At 54.8% G+C, this 16,078-nt stretch carries 13 protein-coding genes and 1 pseudogene; 8 read left to right on the plus strand and 6 right to left on the minus strand.

Annotated features, from left to right (window positions below; translation table 11 throughout):
* Window positions 1-11 precede the first annotated feature (11 nt).
* Both ACR0AP_RS06520 and ACR0AP_RS06525 read left to right on the plus strand, forming a co-directional pair.
* A complete protein-coding gene (locus ACR0AP_RS06520) occupies window positions 12-269 on the plus strand; it encodes a DUF4242 domain-containing protein (protein WP_267366859.1) in 258 nt (85 codons plus the stop codon).
* A gap of 103 nt (window positions 270-372) precedes the next feature.
* On the plus strand, window positions 373-1,794 hold the full coding sequence (locus ACR0AP_RS06525) for an FAD-binding oxidoreductase (protein WP_480506087.1): 1,422 nt from the start codon (window positions 373-375) through the stop codon (window positions 1,792-1,794).
* A gap of 329 nt (window positions 1,795-2,123) precedes the next feature.
* Here the strand turns inward: ACR0AP_RS06525 and ACR0AP_RS06530 are convergent, their stop codons facing one another.
* From ACR0AP_RS06530 to ACR0AP_RS06545, 4 genes are all read right to left on the minus strand, one after another.
* Entirely contained in the window at window positions 2,124-3,407 is a 1,284-nt protein-coding gene (locus tag ACR0AP_RS06530) for a TRAP transporter large permease (protein WP_480506378.1), read from the minus strand.
* Window positions 3,408-3,468: 61 nt separating this feature from the next.
* Complete coding sequence (locus tag ACR0AP_RS06535) at window positions 3,469-4,005, minus strand: TRAP transporter small permease (protein WP_480506089.1); 537 nt, start codon at window positions 4,003-4,005, stop codon at window positions 3,469-3,471.
* Window positions 4,006-4,100: 95 nt separating this feature from the next.
* Window positions 4,101-5,150 (minus strand): TRAP transporter substrate-binding protein, encoded by a 1,050-nt coding sequence (locus tag ACR0AP_RS06540; protein ID WP_480506091.1) that lies wholly within the window; start codon window positions 5,148-5,150, stop codon window positions 4,101-4,103.
* A 23-nt stretch (window positions 5,151-5,173) separates the two neighbouring features.
* Window positions 5,174-6,223: a pyridoxal-phosphate dependent enzyme gene (locus tag ACR0AP_RS06545; protein ID WP_480506093.1), complete on the minus strand. Its 1,050-nt coding sequence runs from the start codon at window positions 6,221-6,223 to the stop codon at window positions 5,174-5,176.
* 125 nt (window positions 6,224-6,348) lie between these two features.
* On the opposite strand from ACR0AP_RS06545, the gene ACR0AP_RS06550 reads away from it, so the two are divergent.
* From ACR0AP_RS06550 to ACR0AP_RS06575, 6 genes are all read left to right on the plus strand, one after another.
* Window positions 6,349-6,813 (plus strand): Lrp/AsnC family transcriptional regulator, encoded by a 465-nt coding sequence (locus ACR0AP_RS06550; protein ID WP_480506095.1) that lies wholly within the window; start codon window positions 6,349-6,351, stop codon window positions 6,811-6,813.
* Between the two features lie 194 nt (window positions 6,814-7,007).
* A complete protein-coding gene (locus ACR0AP_RS06555) occupies window positions 7,008-8,162 on the plus strand; it encodes an amidohydrolase (protein WP_480506097.1) in 1,155 nt (384 codons plus the stop codon).
* On the plus strand, window positions 8,159-9,322 hold the full coding sequence (locus tag ACR0AP_RS06560) for a M24 family metallopeptidase (protein ID WP_480506099.1): 1,164 nt from the start codon (window positions 8,159-8,161) through the stop codon (window positions 9,320-9,322). Before ACR0AP_RS06555 ends, ACR0AP_RS06560 begins: the two co-directional genes overlap by 4 nt.
* Window positions 9,323-9,330: 8 nt before the next feature.
* Window positions 9,331-10,071, plus strand: coding sequence for a maleate cis-trans isomerase family protein (locus ACR0AP_RS06565; protein ID WP_480506101.1), 741 nt, complete (start codon window positions 9,331-9,333; stop codon window positions 10,069-10,071).
* Window positions 10,072-10,723: 652 nt separating this feature from the next.
* Window positions 10,724-12,463: a sigma-54-dependent Fis family transcriptional regulator gene (locus ACR0AP_RS06570; RefSeq protein WP_480506103.1), complete on the plus strand. Its 1,740-nt coding sequence runs from the start codon at window positions 10,724-10,726 to the stop codon at window positions 12,461-12,463.
* Between the two features lie 148 nt (window positions 12,464-12,611).
* Window positions 12,612-14,411 carry an NAD(P)-binding domain-containing protein gene (locus ACR0AP_RS06575; protein ID WP_480506105.1) on the plus strand — a complete coding sequence of 600 codons (1,800 nt, stop codon included), beginning with the start codon at window positions 12,612-12,614 and terminating at the stop codon, window positions 14,409-14,411.
* A 9-nt stretch (window positions 14,412-14,420) separates the two neighbouring features.
* Here ACR0AP_RS06575 and ACR0AP_RS06580 read toward each other — a convergent pair.
* Both ACR0AP_RS06580 and ACR0AP_RS06585 read right to left on the minus strand, forming a co-directional pair.
* Window positions 14,421-14,645: pseudogene (locus ACR0AP_RS06580) on the minus strand (IS5/IS1182 family transposase); the annotation flags it as partial.
* An 890-nt stretch (window positions 14,646-15,535) separates the two neighbouring features.
* Entirely contained in the window at window positions 15,536-16,078 is a 543-nt protein-coding gene (locus ACR0AP_RS06585; RefSeq protein ID WP_170623009.1) for a D-Ala-D-Ala carboxypeptidase family metallohydrolase, read from the minus strand.

A 16,078-nucleotide genomic window follows, 5' to 3' on the forward strand; every position in this document is an offset into this window, starting at 1 on the left:
TGGGGGGCATAATGCCACGATACATCATTGAACGGAATTTTGCCGAGCAGCTGAATATCAGCGACAACGACAAAATTCACATCAAAGAAATCAACGACGAAGTCGGCATTGAATGGATCTTTTCCTTCCTCAGCGCAGATAAGCGCAAAACATACTGCCTTTACGAAGCCCCGGATGAAGAAAGCCTGCGAAAAGCGGCCGAACGTCTGAACATTCCTGCCGATGTCATCACGCCGGTAGATCGGATCGATCCGGGACTATTTGCCTGACGACCAGCTTTCTCCCACAACCAAGTATCCCCTTCTCAGGGCAATAACAAACTCACGAGGCAGCCGTGCGCGAAACCTTTCCTGAAACAAGGGAGGCCTAAGCATGTTTGACCTGAAAGCACTCGACGGACATATCGCAACTGTGGATCAAGGCGATTTGGACGCGCTTGATGCCTCACTGCGCGGCGGGGTCTACCTGCCGGGAACCCCGGAATACGAAGAAGCCAGGATTACCTGGAACAGCATGTTCGAGCGTTTCCCCGCCTTCGTGATCCGTGCGATGGGGGCGAGCGACGTCCAGAAGGCAATTAACTTCGTCCGACAAGCAGGCCTCATGATGACCGTTCGATCAGGTGGACACCAGATTGCAGGGCACGCCGTCGCGGACAAGGCCGTCATGCTGGATCTGTCCCAAATGCGTTCGGTTCACGTGGACCCTGCCGGCAAAACTGTCCGGGTTGCACCGGGTGCGTTGCTTGGCGACGTTGATCGCGAAACACAGGCCCATGGTCTTGTTGTCCCCACAGGCATCAACTCGACAACCGGCATCGCAGGGCTGACCTTGGGTGGCGGTTTTGGCTGGACGACGCGGAAATTCGGCATGACGATCGACAACCTTCTGTCGGCAGAAGTCGTGACGGCGGATGGCGCGATCGTCACCGCCTCGTCCACGAGCCACCCGGAACTTTTCTGGGCCATTCGTGGTGGTGGCGGAAACTTCGGTGTCGTCACCTCATTCGATTTCCAGTTGCATGATCTTGGGCCCGATATCCTGTCCGGCCTGATCGTGCACCCGATCGAAAAGGCACCAGAGCTGCTTTCCGCGTTTGTGGCCATTGCAGACACCTCCCCCGATGAGCTCACCGTCTGGAGCGTGATGCGAAAAGCGCCGCCGCTCCCGTTCCTGCCGGAAGGGTGGTACGGGCGCGAGGTGCTGATTTTCGCAGCGTGTTATAGCGGCCCGATGGATGAGGGTGAAAAAGCGATGTCGGCCTTGCGCGCGCTGGGTGAGCCGATTGTGGATGTCATTTCACCGCACAGGTTCGTGGACTGGCAGGCTGCTTTTGATCCCCTGTTGTCGCCGGGCGTCCGCAACTATTGGAAAAGTCATGACTTCAACACGCTGCCCCCGGCCGCCATCACGGACCTGCTGGGCGCGATTTCCACCCTTCCTGATCGCGCTTGCGAGGTTTTCATTGCTCATGTCGGTGGCGCGATGGCCCGCGTTGAACCCGCTTCTACCGCCTACCCGCAAAGATCTGCGCATTTCATCATGAATGTCCACACACGATGGGAAGACCCTGACAAGGATGACACCTGCATCGGGTGGGCACGCCAGCTGTATGAACAGATGAAACCGTACTCAACAGGCAGTGCTTATGTGAACTTCATGCCTGAAGACCAGGCAGATCACGTGACTGGCGCCTATGGTGTGAACGGCGAAAAGCTGTCCAAGATCAAAGGTATTTATGACCCGGGCAATCTGTTCCGGATCAATCACAATATCTTGCCTTCACGGAGGTAAGTAAGACTGCAACATCAAAGCCTTGGTTCGGGAGTGTTGCTGACACTTTATAGTCTTGCCTAGAGAACGACGCTGTACAGAGATTTTCAATCCCATAGTTCGTCTCCTTTGTTGGAATAAATACTATCAAAGGAGCGGCATCAAACCGCGATACATCCACTCCACTCACGGTTTCCGCGGTAAGCTGAGACTGGCTCGAGTTCGTCCGACAGCACACTCATGATGGTTTAATCGCCACAGTTTTAGACCAAGCCGAGCTGCCTGGTCTCTGAAACGATAGGCCGATGCGGATGGCCAAACCTAAGGGCTAGCCACCCGCTTTTGCTTTTTCAGAACGCCGCGAGATCACGGAGGAACAACGCAATACCGGGGACATAAATCAGCAAAATCGTCATCAACGCCAAAATAGCGAAGAATGGCAAAGTTCCCCGGATCACTTCCAGATAAGGCCTGTTGAAGATCGCGATTGCCGTGAAGATGTCGCAGCCAAAGGGCGGTGTCGCCGATCCAATGGCCATCTGAAGTGTGACCATCACTCCGACGAGTACGGGATCAAGCCCTGAGGCATCCACGATCGGCACGAAAATCGGTGTGAGGATGACCAGCACAACAAGCGAGTCCACAAACATGCAGCCCACGAAGAAACAAAGGGCGATGATGAAGAGAATGTACTCGTCGGACGCGCCCTCAAGATTGAGAGGCTCCAGCAGGCCCTGGGGTATCTGTTCAAAAGAGATATACCAGGAAAACGCCTGACCAACTCCGACCAGAATGAACACGACCGCCGTGATCAAGCCAGTGCCGAGTGCCGAATCCAATACATCACTGAGCTTCAGTTCGCGGTAGATCAGGCATTCGACGATCAGTGCGTAGAGGACCGAAAACGATGCCGCTTCTGTTGGTGTCACAGCGCCGGAATAGATGCCGCCAACGATCAGTACCGGGAAACCCAGTGGCAGAACCGCCCTGCGGAAAGCTGCCCGTCGTTCGGCGCTGGACTTCTTCGGGACAAGCGCAATCTGCTCACCCTGCAGGGCGCTGTAGAAGTAACAGTATACCGAAAACATAACTGCCAAAACTACCCCGGGACCGATCCCGGCGATGAACAATTCACCGACGCTTGTGTTGGCCAGCGTGCCGTAAAGGATCATCCCGATGCTTGGAGGAATAAGGAAGGCGATGTCACTGGCATTGATGATCAGCGCCATGACGAAACTGTCCTTGTAGCCGGCCTTCAGCAACTTCGGTCGCATTATCTGACCAACCGAGACCACTGTCGCCTGGGTCGACCCCGAAACCGAGCCAAACAGCGTGCAACTGATACAAGCCGTAATTGGCAGACCGGCTCGGCGATGCCCTACAAAAGCTTCGATCAGGCCAAGCAGGTTGTTGGCAGTATGACCCCGCGCCATGATATCAGCCGCAAAAATGAACATTGGCACAGCGATGAGCGCGTTCGGCGAAATGCCGGTAACCATTTGCTGAATGATGACGCCGGTATCGCTCTGCGAGAAATGTACCAGGCCGATCAATGTCGCAACTGCCAAGGGAACGACCATGGGGTAGCTGAGAAACAGCAGTACAACCATCGCCACCACCAGCGTAAAGGTGATGACATAGATATCCAGCTCACCCGCCACGATATCCCCGAGAAATTCAAGGAAACCTGACATGTCAGACTCCTATCTCTACTGCGTCACCGTCCTCGACCTCATAAGAGTGCCAAGTGCCGGTATGGGTGATGTTCATGACAAAAGCGATCAGGTATTGCAGGCTGGCCATGAAAAGACCGATCGGGATCACCGAGTAGATTATGTAGACCGGAAATTGCAACGCCGGACTCAGGCGGTTCAGTTCTTTGATCTCCAGAACGTAGAAAACAGATTTATACGCAAGATATCCCAGCAGCAGGCTGGTGGTGATCGAGATCAGCGTCAGGACGGCTTTTTTTGACCGGCGGTTCAGCGTATCGAAAAGCGCAGTCATGCGGATATTCCGGCCTTTCCGGACCGCATATGCAAATCCGAAAAAGGTCACACTGACGATCAGGAACTGGTTCAGTTCTTCGGAAAAGAAAAGACTTTTGCCAAAGGCATAGCGACCAATGGCGTTAGCGGTCGAGTTCACCATCATCAGCAGAATGGCCAAGATGATGACGAGTTTCTCGATGAATTCGGTGCCCTTGCTCAAGGTGAGCAGTAAGATCTTCATAGACTTCCCTCCCTAGGCACACCGGTGGGCGTACCTCAAACGAAGGACGCGACGCCAGAACAGGATGCCGCGCCCCTCAGCGATGTCATCATTTGTTACGAGGCGTTTTCGACCTCTTTGAGCAGGTTCTTGAGGATCTTCTGTGCACCATCACGCGCGGCGGGTTTCTCGGCGTCGTCATAGGCATTTTCGACCACGTTATAGAAAGTTTCGTGCAATGTTGCGCTCTGAGCTTCGAAGACAGCGCGCTCTTCTTCGGTTAGGACGATGACCTGCAGATCCGGGCGTTCAGCCTTGATCTTGTCCATATTCTCTAGATTGATCTTGATTTGGTAATCGTGCGCCGCCTGTTCGGCTTCGGTGATGGCTTTCTCTACCATTTCCTGCTGATCGGCGGGCAGACCGTTGAACCATTCGCTGTTGGTCGAAACGGTTCCGACATAAGGCAGTTGACCCGGGAAAATCAGGTAATCCTGAACTTCATGCCACTTCGCATTGTAGATGAAGTAGATCGGGTTAACCATGCCGTCGACGGTCTTCAGCTGCAGCGCACCATAGACCTCGCCCCAGGACAGCGGCGTCGGGTTGGCGCCAAAGGCTTTGAAGGTTTCGACAGGAATGGTCGAAGTGAATGTGCGGATTTTCTGACCCTCAAAATCAGCGGGACTGCGGATCGCCTTGTTGGCACCCCAGGCCATGTCGCCTTCCGAGATCATTGTCAGCAGCTTAAGGTTCACCTTCTCGAACTTTGCGCTCAGATCTTGGTAGATAGTCGGGCTCGTTGTCAGAACCTTGCGGATCACGTCAATATCTCCGCCCAACACGTAGGGTAGATCGAGAACCTGCGCCTCGGGCACATAGGAACCAAGGTGACCTGTACCGACGGATACGAACTGGACGGTGCCTTTCGTCGTCAGTTCGACGATGTCGTTCTCGGTGCCCAACTGCCCGTAGTAGTAGATGCGAACTTTGATATCGCCGCCGGATTGCTCTTTGATGCTTTCGGCAAACGCCTGAGCGAAGATATCCTGAACATCTCCCTTGTCCTCTTCCGAGGCAAATTTCCAGGTATCCGCGAATGCCGCGGTCGACAGACCGGCGGCAAGCACCGCCGAAGTGAAAAGCTTGCTGATGGTAGATTTCATTCTTTTGGTCCTTTCATGCCCGCTCATGCGAGGCCTTCTGAGATGATGACAAGAGGGCGCGTTTCCTTGGCGTTCCCTTGTTCGGTGGTTCTCTTACGCAGGGCCCCGTAGCCGGCCGCACCAGACGGTGTGGTCGAGATACCAAGGGCGGTGACAGATTCAGCAGCTGCAATGCCTTCTTCTTCGGAAAGGGTTTCGTAACTCACGCCGCAGCGTTCGAGTACTTCCCAGGCCACGATCGAGGGTTCCTTGCAGTCAAGGCGACCCATGTTCGAATCCGGACCGTCGCTGCGGGTTGGTTTTCCGGCCAAGTGGCTGGTTTTCAGGCAGGCGGCAGCATCGGGCTCGACGACGATCAATTCAGGCTGTTCTGCCCAATTCAGGCGGATCATGTGGGACATCGCGGCGGCAAGCCCGCCGACCCCTGCCTGCAGATAGACATGTGTTGGCCACAGGCCAGAGGTTTCGAACTGCTGGCGCATCTCTTCGGCGATGACGCAGTACCCCTCCATCACCAATTTCGGGATCTCAGTGTAACCGGGCCAGGTTCCGTCAGCCAAAAGTGTGGCGCCCGTGGTTTCAGCGTCGGCGATGGCCGCTGCGACGCTTTCATCATAAACGCCGCCTGATCGGATCACTTCTGCACCAAGCGCTCTGAGGCGACCGGCAAACCCTTCGGGTACGGTCTTTGCAAGGTGAATCCGAGCCTTAGCCTTAAACGCCCGTGCTCCGGCTGCAACGCCCATGCCGTGATTGCCAGCACTTGCGCAAACGAAAGTGTGGGCTGCCGCAAATTTTTGAAAATCGGCATCCCTCATCCGTGAAAGGGACAGCGCTTCACCCGTTTCTCTTAGCCACGCCTCCTCAAGAATGCGCGCAACGGCGTAAGGCGCACCCAGCGCCTTGAAAGCGCCAAGCCCCATACGTTGCGTTTCGTCCTTGGCATAAACGTTCAAGCCGCCAGGACCTTTGATTTCGATCAGCGGTGAAACAGCATAATTCTCCTGTGCCTGAAAGAACTCCAGAGCACGGGTGAAATCCGGTGCGAAATTGAGGTTTTCGGTACATGTCATGTGTTTTTCATCCGCTGTAATTGTGAGCGGAGATGTTGCATGACTCGCCTGTTCCAATTTATCGTATTTAACTCTACCTTCGATAATCGATTTCACAGAAGACGCTTCTTCCGAGGGGATTTTTCATGAGTGTCGAACTTGACGATGCAGACGCGACAATTCTCAGAACGCTTCAGAAGGATTGCCGAGTTGGTTTGGAACAACTGGCGCAGGAGTGCAGCCTTTCGGTTCCGTCCGTGCAGCGGAGACTTAAAAGGCTACGGGATTCCGGGCTGATCCTTAAAGAGGTCGCAGTCCTCAATCCAACGCGCTTCGACTACAAGATGACATTCGTTGTTCTTGTGGAGCTAGATCGAGAGAGCCTACAGCACCTCGACGTTTTTCGAAAACGCGCCAGAAACGAACCGCAGGTTCAGCAATGCTATTACGTGACCGGTGACGCCGATTTCATACTGGTCTGCGTGGCCCAGGATATGAAGGATTATGAGGACCTGACCCGGCGGTTGTTCTTTGACAACTCCAACGTCCGCAGATTTCGCACTTCTGTCGCAATGGATCGCACTAAGATCGGCCTCGAGCTACCCATCTGACTTTTTGCCTGAAAATCTGTTCTGAGCGCGGTCGGCCGAGTCGAATGTTTTCCAGCAGTTGACAGCCTTTCGTGTATTATCCCGTCTGGAATTGCCGCTTTGGTGAAAGTTTTTCTGTCTGCGGGGCGGAAACTTGATGTAACTCGTGCATGACCACTGTGTAAAACCGTCCCAAATCATACACGGATGGCGAAATGAGCGATTTTGAGACCCGTTTGATCGAACTTCGGCGTGATCTGCACAAAAACGCCGAGCTTGGTTTTCAGGAAACACGGACCAAGAAGGTTGTGGCCGAACGTCTGCGCGCACTCGGGATCGAAGTACATGAAGGCGTCGGCATAGTTGGCGTGCTACGATCCGGGGATGGTAACAAGGCCGTCGGGCTACGCGCTGACATGGATGCCTTGCCGATCACCGAAACATCGGTGCATGACTACGTCTCGAAAACGCCCGGAGTGATGCATGCGTGCGGTCATGACGGTCATACTGCAATGCTTCTTGGGGCGGCAGAGCGGCTGGCACAAGATCCTGCCTTCGACGGCACCGTCATCTTTCTTTTCCAGCCGAACGAAGAGCATGGTCTTGGCGCGCGCGCGATGATCGACGAAGGTGTGCTGGAGCGGTTTCCGGTCGAAGAAGTGTATGCAATTCACAATCTGCCTGGTGCGCCCACCGGCCAGATTTCGACGCGCACCGGAATCATCTGCAACAGTGAAACGCTTTTTGAAATTGCTGTAAAAGGGCAAGGCGGCCATGCGTCCATGCCTGAGACCGGCGTCGACGCGATAACTGTGGGTTCTGAAATTGTGCTCGCTTTGCAGACAGTGGTGGCGCGAAAGCTTTCGCCTGCGTCCGGCGCAGTCATCTCAGTCACGGAATTCCTGACCGACGGTCAACGAAATGTCCTGCCTGGCAACGCAACGCTTAAGGGTGACTTCCGCGCCAGATCTCCCGAAGATCGCGTGGCCATCGAACGTTTCATGCGCCAGATTGCCGAAGGAGTGGCAGCGGCGCACGGAATCGAAGCGTCCGTGAGCTTCGACACTCAGTTTGTAGAGACCATCAACTCCAAGGGGCCAGTCGAGGCAGTATACCGCGCTGCCGAAGTCGCAGGTTGTGACCTGATTAGCAACCGACCTCCGATGAGCTTTTCGGAAGATTTCGCACAATTCTCGGCCGCCGTACCGGGCTGTTTTCTGCTGTTAGGAAATGGCGAGGTTGGACCAAATGCCCAACCGCTCCATGCCTCTGACTATGATTTCAATGATGCCCTGTTGACTATCGGCACAGAATTTTGGGTCAAACTTGTGCAGGACCGCCTGCCACTTCAAAAGGATCACTATTCATGAACGCCCCACGACGCGGCTTCGACAACAAAGAATACGCAACCCGCACAGCAGCGGCACAAGCAAAGATGGCCGAAACTGGAATGGCCGGCATGCTGCTGACCACTGAACCGGAGGTGCGCTATTTCAGCGGGTTTCACACGCTGTTTTGGCAGAGTCCAACCCGCCCGTGGTTCCTGTTTATACCCGCAACGGGCAAGCCGATTGCGATCATCCCCGAGATTGGTGCCGATCTTATGCGCCGCACCTGGATCTCTGACATCCGCACTTGGAGTGCCCCGGCACCTCAAGATGACGGTGTCGGGCTTTTAACCGATCTACTGTCTATCTATGCCAAACGCGGCGATACAATCGGTCTGATGAAGGGACATGAAACCCACTTGAGGATGCCGTTGGGCGATTATGAACGGCTGATAGCAGGTCTCAAGGGGCTCGCGATTGCGGATGCTACCGGGATCGTTCGCAGTTTGCGTATGGTGAAATCCGAGGCCGAGATCGAAAAGCTCTCGCATGTCTGTGCCATCGGTTCGCGCACATTCGCTCGGGTGCCGGAAATCGCCCACGAAGGTCAGCCACTTGAAGACGTATTCCGGGCGTTCCGGCTTGAAGGGATAGAACAGGGCGCTGACGACGTTCCATATCTTGTCGGCGGTGCAGACAACGGTGGCTATCATGACGTTATCTCGCCCCCCTCTCGCCGCCCCCTGGCCAGAGGTGATATCCTGATGCTCGATTCCGGCGCTAACTGGGATGGATACTTCTGCGACTTCGACCGGAACTGGGCCATCGGCAGCGCTGATGACGCCTCTCGCCGTGCCTACGACGTGCTTTGGCGCGCGACCGAAGCCGGCATTGACGCTGCCCGTCCAGGCGCCACTTGCCGTGATCTGTTTCAAGCGATGCAGAACGTGATCGCTGAACTGGACGATCAGGGCGGTGACGTGGGCAGATTGGGCCATGGGCTTGGCATGCAGTTGACTGAATGGCCCTCGCACGCCGCTTGGGACACGACCGAGATCACCGAGAACATGGTGCTGACCCTTGAACCTTCGCTTAGCTACGGTGACGGCCGGATCATGGTGCACGAGGAGAACCTAGTCGTACGCGCTGGTGGCGCAGAACTTCTGACCGAGCGCGCTGCGTCCCAACTTCCAATCATCTGAGGCTCTCAATGAAGCTTGATTTCCAAACTGACGACGGTATCGGTACCCGAGCAAATCTCGGTGTGATTGTCCTTGAGACGGACGAAACGCTGGAGCACGAGTTTTCTCGGATCATGAACCTCAACGGGGTTGCGCTTTACCACAGCAGAATTCCGATGGTGCCCGAAGTTCGGCCTGACACTTTGGCTCGAATGGAACAAGACCTGCCAGCATCAGCGCGGCTATTGCCGCCATCGCTCAGCTTTCACGCCATCGGATTTGGCTGCACTTCGGCCTCGACGGTGATCGGGTCGGAGAAAGTGGCTCACGCCATCGAAACCGTATGCCCAGACGCTTGCGTCACCAATCCGTTGGCGGCAATCATCGCTGCCGGTAAGCATCTGGGGGCCAAGCGATTGGGCTTTGTAACGCCTTACATCCCAGAGGTATCTGCCGGAATGCGTGCAAAGCTTGAGGAAGCCGGTTTCGAGATCGCGGGCTTCGGCTCGTTCGAGGAGGGCAATGATCGTGTCGTCGCCCGGATCACTGAAACGTCAATCTTTGAGGCCATCAACAAGGTTGCCGCGCAAGCACCCTGTGACGCCGTGGTTGTATCCTGCACGAATCTACGATGCCTTGATGTCATCGCGCGAGCAGAAGAAGCGACCGGGGTGCCAGTCCTTTCGAGCAACCAAGCGTTGGCCTGGCACATGCTTCGGTTAGCCGGCATCGAGGACACCAGCACCCAGTTCGGGCGCCTCTTCAGATAGCGTGATAAAGATGGACGTATCATCGTCGACGCCGCGTCGTAATTTTCCTGTGTAAGCCCGGTGTTTTTTCAGCGGTAGCCATACCTGTCCTACTGTCTTAAACGCAGCGGTGATTATTAATTGGTATCAATTTGTTCTCCACGTCGACCCGTGTGTGCCTCTGATGTGGAAACCATTGATCGTCGTCCTAATCGATATCCGTATCCTGTCATCCTTTTAGGAACCTCTTGGACGAGAAGCGGTTGCTCGTGACCGGTTTTGCAAAATATGTGTGCACCTTGGTTCGTTTGATAGAATGGGTTCCGAATGATGTGGGATCGAGCCAGATCGATTTGACCCATTCCCGGACAAACCGTGCATATTGACGGAATTGAAATATGCAGTCGTTCGTAAAGCCGACCGGGCCACAGGTACCCCGAACCATCAGTGGTTTCTCCTTCCATTGCAGAACTGACATCGGCGGAGCTAGGATATCATGCTCATATTCCTCAGCAGACAAGGTCAGGAACGAGCCCGCTTTGACCGATTCTGTGCGTTCAACAAAGGACAACTTGACGAGAGTTGTATCGACTCTTGGCGAGACGAAACTTGGACATAGGCTCGAATCTTTAGTCCTGCTAAATTGAAGAAGGAATTGTAGGACGGGAAGCTGTTGGATCGCCAACACACAGAAGAGATTGACCGTGTCTTAAGCGGGTTCGATACAGGGCGTGACCGTCTTGTCGCAGATAGCTGGCAACGCTGTGTTGAGACCTATGGTATGGACCCCTCGCGGCAAGAACCCGCGCATATCCTTCCTGACACTCAGTTTCGTGAACATTTGGAACAATCTGAACGTCTGATCGCAACAGCGCGCTCGGGGCTGCAATCGTTGTTTGCACAGGTCGCGGGGCAAAACTACGTCCTGCTACTTGCGGATGCGGACGGTGTATGTGTCGACTTCTTCGGGGATCGGAATTTCGAGGATGAGCTCAGAAAGGCCGGTCTTCACCTGGGTTTCAAATGGACGGAAGAGTTGGCAGGGACGAACGGTGTAGGGTCGTGTATTGTTACGGGCCAGCCAGTGACGATACATCAGGGCGATCATTTTTCGATTACGCATACACCCCTGTCTTGTACAGCGGCCCCTATTTTTGACACCAAGGGTGGTCTTGCAGCTGTTCTGGATGTGTCCTTGTTGCGCGGCCCCTCTCCTAAGGCGTCGCAGAATCTGGCCATGACGCTGGTGACTAATTCCGCCCGCCGGGTCGAGATGGCGAACCTGATGGCGTCGACCCGCAGGGATTGGGTTCTGCGCTTTTCAACCAGTCCCGAGTTTCTTGAGGTCGACCCCGAAGCGGCGGTGGCGGTGGATGGGAGCGGCAAAATTATTGGTATGACGTCTGGTGCGCGAAACGCATTAGACCTCAGCGGTTCGGGTCAGTTGATCGGATCGCAACTACAAGATTGGTTTGAGATCAGCGTCGATGAGATGCCTGAGTTCATGCGTGGTCGACCGTCCGAAGACCGCGTTCTTCACCTCAAAGACGGGCGCGCACTCTATGGTCATGCCGTTGCCCCTCAGACACCCCAGATGACCGCCGCTTTGCGCAAGCGGGAGCAGGTTTTGCCTGGTGCCCTTGGCAGTTTTGCGGGACCGGATGCAAGTCTTCAGCAACTGTTGAACCAAGCTGCACGTCTTGCGCCAACAAGCCTGCCACTTTTGCTGACCGGTGAAAGCGGAGTTGGCAAGACCAAGTTGGCGCGTGCCATTCACATGGCCGACCCTGCAAAACAGGACTTTCATGTCGTAATCTGCTGCGCCACCGAGACCTTCGACTTCGACCATGTTCATGGTTCCGGTACTCTGTTCCTGCGCGGTGTTGAAGAACTTAGCAAGCCTGCGCAGGCCTCTCTTTTGGCGCTGCTGGAGCGGCGTACCGATCTAAGGATCATCGCCTCATGTAATCAGCCCCCGGCGGGATTGCAGGGCGCTCTTCGTGAAGATCTGCTGCACCGGATTGCGGGGGCCACATTGTCTCTGCCGCCTTTGCGCCACCGTGCGGATTTGGATTGGCTGATTGATCGTCTGCTCCGACGGTTTGCCAGCCATGATATTCGCCTCTCGACCGCTGCCCGCGCCGACCTGAAATCACGTTTGTGGCGCGGCAATATTCGTGAACTGGAACATCTACTGCACAGTTCGGTCGCCCTGTGTCAGGACAACATCATCGATTTGACGGATTTGCCCACCCCAGCGCTCGCCCCTACGCAAAAGCAGGACTCAGACGATCTGGAAGCACTATTGCGTGCTTGCGATTGGAACATGTCCCAACTGGCAAGGCGCCTTGGTGTGAACCGATCGACGATCCTGCGCCGTATGCGAAAGGCCGGGCTTAGACCGCCCAATTAAACGCATATGTACCCGTGTTGCGCCCTTGTTGCGCGCGCAACAAACCATGGCGTTTTTGGACCGCACCAAGTGTTGAGACGCCAAATACGCTTGCCTGAAGGGTCACGGATTTGCCAGCCTTCTGCTCCGTGGAGATAGGGAGGATGACATGCTCGACACAACACTCTCGGATCAGGTGCAGGGGTTTCTGGATGACTTCGGTGCGGCTTTGTCCAAAGGTGATATCGATGCCGCGTGCGATATGTTCCAAGACGATTGCTATTGGCGAGATCTGGTCAGCTTTACCTGGAATATCAAAACGGTTGAAGGCAAGGCGCAGGTGGCAGATATGCTTTCGCATCAGTTGGCCACGACCAAGCCGAGCGGTTGGAAAGTTGCCGAAGGTGAGGTGCCCACCGAAGACGGCGGAATTACCACCGCTTGGATCGAGTTTGAAACCGAAGTGGCACGCGGCTACGGGTTGATCCGCCTCAAGGATGGCAAGATATGGACCTTGCTGACCACGATGGTCGAGCTGAAAGGCCATGAAGAGCCCAAAGGGTTCAACCGCCCACTTGGGGCCAAGCACGGTGCGGGTAAGCATAGGACCACATGGGCTGAAGAACGAGCCCAAGAAGAGGCCGAACTGGGCTACAAAACACAGCCCTATTGCGTCATCATCGGCGGCGGTCAGGGCGGGATTGCCATGGGCGCGCGGCTACGTCAGTTGGGTGTTCCGACGATCATCGTTGAACGGAATGAACGGCCCGGCGACAGTTGGCGTAATCGCTACAATTCTCTCTGCCTGCATGATCCGGTCTGGTATGACCATCTGCCCTATATCAAGTTCCCGGAAAACTGGCCTGTCTTCTCACCAAAGGACAAGATCGGTGACTGGCTTGAGATGTACACCAAGGTAATGGAACTGAACTATTGGACGTGCACGGCAGCCAAAGCCGCCACGTTCGATGAAGACAAAGGCGAATGGACCATAACTGTGAACCGGGACGGTGACGAAGTTGTACTGCGACCCAAACATCTGATCATGGCGACGGGGATGTCCGGCAAGAAACGCATGCCTGATTTTCCGGGTATGGATGTTTTCAAAGGCGAACAGGTGCATTCGTCGGAACATGATGGTCCCGACAAATGGGCCGGTAAGAAGGTCGTTGTGGTGGGGTCCAACAACTCGGCCCATGACATCTGCGCGGCACTTTGGGAAAACGATGCCGATGTAACAATGGTGCAGCGGTCCTCAACCCATATTGTCCGCTCGGACACCCTGATGGAGATCGGACTGGGCGATCTGTATTCTGAACGCGCCGTTCAGTCTGGCATGACGACCGAAAAAGCCGATCTGATCTTTGCATCGTTGCCCTATCACATTCTGCACGAATTCCAGATTCCGGCCTATGCCGCGATGAAAGAACAGGACAAAGAGTTCTATGACGGGCTGGAAAAGGCCGGGTTCTGGCTGGATTGGGGCGATGACGACAGCGGGTTGTTCATGAAATACCTGCGTCGCGGATCGGGCTATTACATCGATATCGGGGCCAGCCAATTGATCATTGATGGCGAGATCAAGCTGAAACGCGGTCAGGTCACCGCGCTTGATGAAACCGGAGTTATCCTTGATGACGGCACGCATCTGGATGCCGATCTGGTGGTCTATGCGACCGGGTATAACTCGATGAACGGCTGGGTCGCGGACCTAATGGGGCAGCAGATGGCAGATCAACTTGGGAAATGCTGGGGTCTGGGGTCTGACACGACCAAGGATCCGGGGCCTTGGGAAGGAGAGCAACGCAATATGTGGAAGCCAACCCAGGTTCCAAATCTATGGATGCATGGCGGAAACCTGCATCAGTCCCGGCACTATTCACAGTTCCTATCGCTGCAAATAAAGGCCCGGATGGAGGGTATCCCGACGCCGATCTACGGCCTTCAAGAAGTGCATCACCTCAGCTAGGGTCAGGGTTCATAACCAATAGAATACGAGAGCGGCGAGCGCGATGACCGAGAAGAAAACCTTTGGGATCGGTCATAGCGTGCCGCCAGTCCTTCAGGCCGCCGAACAAGATCTCGATGTGGTTACGCAGTTTGTATCGCCGCTTCTCGTATTTTGCAGAGGCCTTGCGTTTCTTCTTCCAGGGATGCAGACGCGTATCCCTTTGTCTTTTGACGCATCCCGGAAACCATCACTGCAGGCGAACAACCTGACGGCCTGACCACGGAATACCTGATCAAGTTTGGAGTCCCTGCGATCTGGTCAGATATGCGCAAGCAGTTCGCTGTGCTCTGATCCACAGACTCTTCCAAATTCACTAAACTCGTACCGCCGGAATCACGAATTGAGACCGCGGCTGGAAATCGACCATTTTTGCGCTCACGTTCGGGACTTGGCTTAAACCGCTGAAAGCCAAATCACTGAAAACTCGACAGAACTGGCGGCTTACTGTTGAGTGCGCAGTTTTAGGGAAAATCATGGCTGTGCAGGCCGTTTGCAGCTAGCCAGTCTCACCCAAAATTCCCTGAAAACAGGGATTTTTACAGGGAATTTGCACAGTTTTGGCGTTACTTTACGTCCGCAGACCTTAAATCTGCAAACAGATCAGTGACTTGTGGGCGAATTCCCAGAACATCTGAACAGGGAATCTTTTGTGCCTTTTCAGTGAAAACTCCCGGCCTTGCAGGGAAAGGGTAGCTCTTTCAGGTTTCTGCCCTCATGATTTCGTCTGCCGTTGTCAGCATTCGAACAAGGGCGGCCCGGAGACATACAAGCTCCAAAGATATACAAACTTCGCTTCGGCCACATAGGGCCATAACAGTTTCTGTGACCTCGTCTGAATGCTGCGTAAGTTCGATAGGTGAGCGATGCCTGAGCCGTGACTCCTATTGGCTGGATAAGCGCCATTATGTTAAATCAAATGTGGTCGGCGCGAGTTTTTGCCGCCAGGCGCGGAAACCCAAAATTCGTTAGTTTCCACGCCTTGAAGTAAGCCCTCCGAATTTCAGTCGAATCCGCTCCAGCGCGAATTCGTATTATGCCTTTTACGGGCCTTGCCCGCGTGCAGACTAATACAGCGGCTCAATTTAGCTGCGGTTGTCCCAGCTCGCGTTTGAGCCCCGCACGTCAACATGCACAAAACTATTGTATATACCGATACCGCCTGAAAACCCTCCGGCATCTCTGACTGCTCTGGCCGCGCTCGCCCATGTGGCAGAGTTGCCTGCATCGCAGATCCAATCCGCCGCCTGGAATCTTGAATGAAAGCTGCCAGGTACGCCTCCGACGCACGCGTTGTAGGTTCCACTGCGGAAGCAGTTTGTGATCTGAACCGAAGTGCCCAATTCCTTCCGGATCAGGTTCATGGCCTTCACAAGCGGCTCGACATTGTTCCACAGGCTTTTCGGTGCCAAACCGTTCTTGCCCTCACAGCTTCCGCCGGGCCGGTTGGACGGGCCAAGCACCATGAATTCGTCTGCGGTAAAAAACTCGCTGGGCAGGGTGTCGAAAAATGCCCGGAATTCCACCATCTCAGGCGTGTCACTGCGGGAATAGTCCCCCCTTAACGCCTCCTGAAGCAAGTCACCTTCCACAAAATCGTATTCGTTTCCTTCAAACAGGTCGTTCAT

The sequence above is a fragment of the Ruegeria sp. AF7 genome, assembly GCF_056541885.1.

Excerpts from the sequence above, each read along its gene's own strand:
- ACR0AP_RS06520 (WP_267366859.1), top strand. The coding sequence starts at position 12 with ATGCCACGATACATCATTGAACGGAATTTTGCCGAGCAGCTGAATATC.
- ACR0AP_RS06575 (WP_480506105.1), top strand. The coding sequence starts at position 12,612 with ATGCTCGACACAACACTCTCGGATCAGGTGCAGGGGTTTCTGGATGAC.
- ACR0AP_RS06535 (WP_480506089.1), bottom strand. The coding sequence starts at position 4,005 with ATGAAGATCTTACTGCTCACCTTGAGCAAGGGCACCGAATTCATCGAG.
- ACR0AP_RS06550 (WP_480506095.1), top strand. The coding sequence starts at position 6,349 with ATGAGTGTCGAACTTGACGATGCAGACGCGACAATTCTCAGAACGCTT.
- ACR0AP_RS06560 (WP_480506099.1), top strand. The coding sequence starts at position 8,159 with ATGAACGCCCCACGACGCGGCTTCGACAACAAAGAATACGCAACCCGC.
- ACR0AP_RS06585 (WP_170623009.1), bottom strand. The coding sequence starts at position 16,078 with ATGAACGACCTGTTTGAAGGAAACGAATACGATTTTGTGGAAGGTGAC.
- ACR0AP_RS06555 (WP_480506097.1), top strand. The coding sequence starts at position 7,008 with ATGAGCGATTTTGAGACCCGTTTGATCGAACTTCGGCGTGATCTGCAC.
- ACR0AP_RS06525 (WP_480506087.1), top strand. The coding sequence starts at position 373 with ATGTTTGACCTGAAAGCACTCGACGGACATATCGCAACTGTGGATCAA.
- ACR0AP_RS06540 (WP_480506091.1), bottom strand. The coding sequence starts at position 5,150 with ATGAAATCTACCATCAGCAAGCTTTTCACTTCGGCGGTGCTTGCCGCC.
- ACR0AP_RS06545 (WP_480506093.1), bottom strand. The coding sequence starts at position 6,223 with ATGACATGTACCGAAAACCTCAATTTCGCACCGGATTTCACCCGTGCT.
- ACR0AP_RS06565 (WP_480506101.1), top strand. The coding sequence starts at position 9,331 with ATGAAGCTTGATTTCCAAACTGACGACGGTATCGGTACCCGAGCAAAT.